The sequence below is a fragment of the Arthrobacter sp. H41 genome, from assembly GCF_000520535.1.
In the GTDB taxonomy this organism is placed as follows: Bacteria; Actinomycetota; Actinomycetes; order Actinomycetales; family Micrococcaceae; genus Arthrobacter_D.
Map to the genome: position 1 here is coordinate 1,896 of NZ_KI914781.1, position 1,185 is coordinate 3,080.

The following is a 1,185-nucleotide window of genomic DNA, read 5'->3' on the forward strand; positions in this document are numbered from 1 at the left end:
TACGGGTTATGTCGGCGTCGGTGTAGGAGTGCGTAGCCGGTGATGGCGAGGATCCCCGCGGCGGCTTCTGCTACTGCGGTGAGGGTTTTTTTCGCGTACCAGACGGGCTCATACATGGAGGGAATCGGTCCGATCGCCGGGACCTGCACATACCGGTACAGGATCACGGCCGCCAATGCTGAGAGCGCGACAACCGCTGCCACTGCGTAGGCGGCCCGGTCTCCCCGGATCAGGACATACAGGGCGGCAAGGACGGCGACGACCGCCTGGATCCGGAAGAGATTCCCTCCACCGATACCGCCCGGGTAAGCCTGCTGGAAACCGGGCGCGAGCTGGAAGTGGATCACAGCGCTGACGATCAAGCCCACCGCAACCAGAACGCGCAGGACAATCATCAGCGGCCGATTGCGCCCCCGGTCTCCGGTCGCGTGGTCCCGTTCCCCGGCAGGATTCGCCCTGCGGTTTCCAGCGGAGCTTCCTGCCCGGCTGGAGGCTTTGATCTACCCGCTAGCAATACACCACGCACAGTTCAATAGAAGTACCGCCTTGCGAGGTTCTCCCACCCAGCACGGACGGGATCGGTTTACGTGTTGCTCCGGCGCCGATGCAGGAGGACGTAGCCGGTGATCGCGAGGATCCCGGCGGCTGCTTCTGCCACTGCGGTGAGGATTTTTTTGGCGTACCAGACGGGCTCGTACATGGAGGGAATCGGGCCAATCGCGGGGACCTGCACGTACCGGTGCAATACCACCGCCGCCAGCGCCGAGAGCGCGACAACCGCTGCCACCAGGTAGGCGGCCCGGTCTCCCCGAATCAGGACATACAGGGCGGCGAGGATAGCCATAACAGCCTGGATCCGGAAGAGGTTGCCTCCGCCGATTCCGCCCGGATAAGCCTGCTGGAAACCGGGCGCAAGTTGGAAGTGGATCACAGCGCTGACAATCAAACCCACCGCAACCAGAACGCGCAGGACAATCATCAGCGGCCGATTGCGCCCCCGGTCTCCGGTCGCGTGGTCCCGTTCCCCGGCAGGATTCGCCCTGCGGTTTCCAGCGGAGCTTCCTGCCCGGCTCATGAGATGACCAAAGTGCCGGACATCTCAGGATGATAGGTGCAAATCACGGCGTACTCACCGGATTCCTCAGGGGCGGTGAAGGTCACCGTTTCACCGGCGGGAACATCGAC

The 1,185-nt window shown here is 63.6% G+C and carries 2 protein-coding genes; both read right to left on the bottom strand.

Annotation, left to right across the window (positions count from 1 at the left end):
• Positions 1-395: hypothetical protein (locus Y705_RS22225; RefSeq protein WP_081737840.1), on the bottom strand; the 395-nt coding region annotated here is incomplete at its 3' end.
• Positions 396-583: 188 nt separating this feature from the next.
• A complete protein-coding gene (locus tag Y705_RS17875) occupies positions 584-979 on the bottom strand; it encodes a hypothetical protein (RefSeq protein ID WP_049822365.1) in 396 nt (131 codons plus the stop codon).
• Between the last annotated feature and the right edge of the window lie 206 nt (positions 980-1,185).

What these genes read in the sequence shown, in the direction of transcription:
- Y705_RS17875 (WP_049822365.1), bottom strand. Translation starts at nt 979, where the DNA reads ATGATTGTCCTGCGCGTTCTGGTTGCGGTGGGTTTGATTGTCAGCGCT.